The organism is Vibrio sp. V08_P9A1T1, assembly GCF_963874405.1.
Classification (GTDB): Bacteria; Pseudomonadota; Gammaproteobacteria; order Enterobacterales; family Vibrionaceae; genus Vibrio; species Vibrio anguillarum.
The window spans coordinates 1-4,002 of record NZ_CAWNIB010000162.1 but is presented as its reverse complement, the minus strand read 5'-3'; the positions used below and the strand labels follow the sequence as shown (position 1 = coordinate 4,002).

Below are 4,002 nucleotides of genomic sequence, written 5' to 3'. Positions count from 1 at the left end.
ACTCATAATTCTACTGGTTTTCCTTTGGGTGATGTTTAAAAAGAGCGCAATTGTGGGGTGCAAAACAGGAGCAAGATCTCTTTTTACGCTTTTGGGGTAAAAAAAGCCTCGATTCCCTTGAAAAAGCCTTTATTGTCCCCATTTCAAAACTGTGCTTTTTCACGTTGGTGGAATTTTTAGCACTTAGAAAGCAATTTAGGGTACGGAATCATCTCTCTGCGGTGATTGGCTCGACAGCACTGATTCTGGTCGGTAGAATGTCGCGTCTAAATTTTCTGTCCTGAGACTAATCAGAGATACCTTTTGTGATGCATTAGAGTCTCTAAAGATATCGCTTATTAGTCCAATATTGGGTCTTTTGGCCAATGTTGATGCTGGTTTTAATATAAGTGTTCGGATAGAGCACAACACAAGGATGCAGCCAAGCACAAGGCATCGCCTAAGTTGCGGCTCATATTGCTCAGAAATACTGGGCCAGTTTTGAGGTTTATAAATAATGCAAGTTACTGTTGAAACGCTAGAAGGCCTAGAGCGCCGTCTGAATATTACTGTTCCTGCTGCTAACATCGAAGATGCAGTTACAAAAGAGCTACGCAATATCGCTAAGAATCGTCGTTTCGATGGTTTCCGCAAAGGCAAAGTGCCTTTGAAAATGGTTGCGCAAATGTACGGTAAAGCGGTACGTCAAGACGTCATGGGCGAAGTGATGCAACGCCACTTCATTGAAGCTATCGTAAAAGAGAAAATCAACCCAGCAGGCGCACCAACATTCGCACCAGTTTCTATCGAAGAAGGCCAAGACCTTGTTTTCAATGCAACTTTTGAAGTATATCCAGAAGTTGAGTTAAAAGGTCTAGAAAACATCACTGTTGAAAAACCAGCGGTTGAAGTGAAGGAAGAAGACGTTGCTGAGATGCTAGAAACGTTACGCAAGCAACAAGCAACGTGGAAAGAAGTAGACGCAGCTGCGGAAGCGGGTTCGCGCGCGACGATCGATTTCGTTGGTTCTATTGATGGCGTTGAGTTTGAAGGCGGTAAAGCTGAAAACTTCCCTCTAGAAATGGGTGCAGGTCGCATGATCCCTGGTTTTGAAGACGGTATCGTTGGCAAAACCAAAGGTATGGAATTTGAAATCGACGTTAACTTCCCTGAAGATTACCACGCGGAAAATCTAAAAGGTAAAGCGGCGAAATTCGCAATTAAAATCAACAAAGTTGAAGTGCGTGAATTACCAGAGTTAAACGACGAGTTCGTTGCCAAATTCGGTGTCGCTGAAGGTGGCGTTGAAGCGCTGAAAGCTGAAGTTCGCAAGAATATGGAACGTGAACTTAAGCAAGCAGTAAAAAACCGCATTAAAGAGCAAGCGATTGAAGGTCTAGTAAAAGAGAACGATATCAATGTTCCTTCTGCCCTGATCGATCAAGAGATCGACGTACTGCGTCAACAAGCTGCGCAACGCTTTGGCGGTAACCCAGAAGCGGCCGCTCAACTACCACGTGAATTGTTCGAAGAACAAGCAAAACGTCGCGTAGTGGTTGGCCTACTTCTTGGTGAAGTGATCAAGTCTGAAGAGCTAAAAGCTGACGAAGATAAAGTGAAAGCATTGATCGAAGAGATGGCAACAGCGTACGAAGATCCAGCTGAAGTAATGGCATACTATTCTCAAAATCAGCAAATGATGAACAACATGCGTAACCTTGCTCTAGAAGAGCAAGCAATCGACGCGATCATTGCTAAAGCACAGGTTTCTGAAAAGGCTGTTAGCTTCAATGAGCTAATGAACCAGCAACCTGCTTAATAAGCAATATGTAGCGTAGGTGGTTGACTACAGGTTAACTATTCTGCTAACAATGGTCCGTGTGATACCCATCATTCGGGCCATTTATTTTAGGGACATAACAATATGAGCTACCAAGAAAAAAACGCAATGTCGCCAATTTTTGACGCGCTAGTACCCATGGTGGTTGAGCAGACTTCCCGCGGTGAGCGCTCATACGATATTTATTCTCGCCTACTCAAAGAACGAGTGATTTTCTTAACAGGTCAAGTTGAAGATCACATGGCTAACCTTGTTGTAGCGCAGCTGTTGTTTTTAGAATCGGAAAACCCTGATAAAGATATTTTCCTCTACATCAACTCGCCAGGAGGTAGTGTGACTGCAGGTATGTCAATTTATGACACCATGCAGTTCATCAAGCCGAATGTTAGCACTGTTTGTATGGGCCAAGCTTGTTCAATGGGAGCATTCCTATTGGCTGGTGGCGCTCCGGGGAAACGTTATGTGTTGCCTAACTCACGCGTGATGATTCATCAGCCGTTAGGTGGTTTCCAAGGCCAAGCTTCGGATATCCAGATCCATGCTCAAGAGATCCTTACCATCAAGCAAAAACTCAACAAATTGCTTGCTGAGCATACAGGCCAACCGCTTGAAGTTATCGAGCGTGATACCGACCGTGATAACTTTATGTCTGCTGACCAAGCTGTGGAATACGGTTTAGTCGATGCAGTCTTGCGTCACCGCGGCGAATAACAGTTCTCAGAATTGTTTAACGCATTTTGGCGTAATTTGAGTTACACTCAGACGATTAAAAGTAAAGGCTAAGAGGTTAGCGAATGACAGACAAAAGCAAAGAGAGCGGTAGTAGTAAACTGTTGTATTGCTCTTTCTGTGGCAAAAGCCAGCACGAAGTTCGCAAGCTGATCGCCGGTCCTTCTGTTTACATCTGTGATGAATGCGTTGATTTATGTAACGACATCATTCGTGAAGAGATTAAGGATGTTCTGCCAAAAAAGGAATCTGAGGCGTTACCTACGCCGCATAAGATCCGTGAACATCTTGATGACTATGTGATTGGCCAGGAACATGCAAAAAAAGTGCTCGCAGTGGCCGTATATAATCACTACAAGCGTTTACGAAACGGTGATAAAACGAGCGATGGGGTTGAGTTAGGTAAGAGTAATATTCTTCTTATTGGCCCAACAGGTAGTGGTAAAACACTGCTTGCAGAAACATTAGCTCGTTTCCTAGACGTACCTTTCACAATGGCAGACGCCACCACATTAACTGAAGCAGGTTATGTCGGCGAAGATGTTGAAAACATCATCCAAAAGCTGCTGCAAAAATGTGATTATGACGTTGCAAAAGCGGAACGTGGTATCGTCTACATCGATGAAATTGATAAGATTTCTCGTAAAGCAGAAAATCCTTCAATTACCCGAGATGTCTCAGGTGAAGGGGTTCAGCAAGCGCTGTTGAAATTGGTGGAAGGCACTATCGCTTCGGTTCCGCCGCAAGGTGGCCGTAAGCATCCACAACAAGAGTTTTTACAGGTAGACACATCCAAAATCCTCTTTATCTGTGGTGGTGCATTTGCGGGCCTAGATAAAGTGATTGAACAACGTGTTGCGACAGGTTCAGGTATTGGCTTTGGTGCGGAAGTTCGCTCTAAAGATGAAACCAAAACTATCGGTGAGTTGTTCAATCAAGTAGAGCCTGAAGATTTGGTAAAATATGGGTTGATCCCTGAATTTATCGGTCGTCTTCCCGTAACGGCTACCTTGACAGAGCTGGATGAAGAAGCACTGATTCAAATCTTGTGTGAGCCGAAAAACGCGCTGACGAAACAGTACGCAGCCTTGTTTGAGTTAGAGAACGTTGACTTAGAGTTTCGTGAAGACGCATTGCGCGCCATTGCAAAAAAAGCAATGAACCGCAAAACGGGCGCACGTGGTTTACGCTCAATATTGGAAGGTGTACTACTCGAAACCATGTATGAACTGCCATCGGTAAACGATGTCAGTAAAGTGGTTATCGATGAATCAGTCATTAATGGTGAATCACAACCGCTACTAATTTACAGCGGAAATGAGAGCCAAGCGGCTGGCGCAGAGTAAATCTCAATCAGAAATATTTAAAGGAGGTAGCAAATACCTCCTTTTTTTTATTCTGTTATTGAATCCAGTGAGTTAGCCCCCATATACTCGGTAATCAGTTGAAGCGGA

Annotated in this window: 3 protein-coding genes; all 3 read left to right on the top strand. The window is 44.0% G+C overall.

Annotated elements, in window-relative coordinates:
• Positions 1 to 496: 496 nt before the first annotated feature.
• Complete coding sequence (gene tig, locus AACT21_RS07400) at positions 497 to 1,798, top strand: trigger factor (protein WP_013857186.1); 1,302 nt, start codon at positions 497 to 499, stop codon at positions 1,796 to 1,798.
• Positions 1,799 to 1,903: 105 nt separating this feature from the next.
• Positions 1,904 to 2,530 carry an ATP-dependent Clp endopeptidase proteolytic subunit ClpP gene (gene clpP / locus AACT21_RS07395; RefSeq protein WP_010317461.1) on the top strand — a complete coding sequence of 209 codons (627 nt, stop codon included), beginning with the start codon at positions 1,904 to 1,906 and terminating at the stop codon, positions 2,528 to 2,530.
• A gap of 83 nt (positions 2,531 to 2,613) precedes the next feature.
• The gene (gene clpX, locus AACT21_RS07390) at positions 2,614 to 3,894 is read left to right on the top strand and encodes an ATP-dependent protease ATP-binding subunit ClpX (protein ID WP_013857185.1); all 1,281 of its coding nucleotides are present in this window, start codon (positions 2,614 to 2,616) and stop codon (positions 3,892 to 3,894) included.
• The last annotated feature ends 108 nt before the right edge of the window (positions 3,895 to 4,002 follow it).

Bases quoted from the DNA above. Each gene is read 5' to 3' on its own strand.
- clpP (WP_010317461.1), top strand. From the start codon at position 1,904: ATGAGCTACCAAGAAAAAAACGCAATGTCGCCAATTTTTGACGCGCTA.
- tig (WP_013857186.1), top strand. From the start codon at position 497: ATGCAAGTTACTGTTGAAACGCTAGAAGGCCTAGAGCGCCGTCTGAAT.
- clpX (WP_013857185.1), top strand. From the start codon at position 2,614: ATGACAGACAAAAGCAAAGAGAGCGGTAGTAGTAAACTGTTGTATTGC.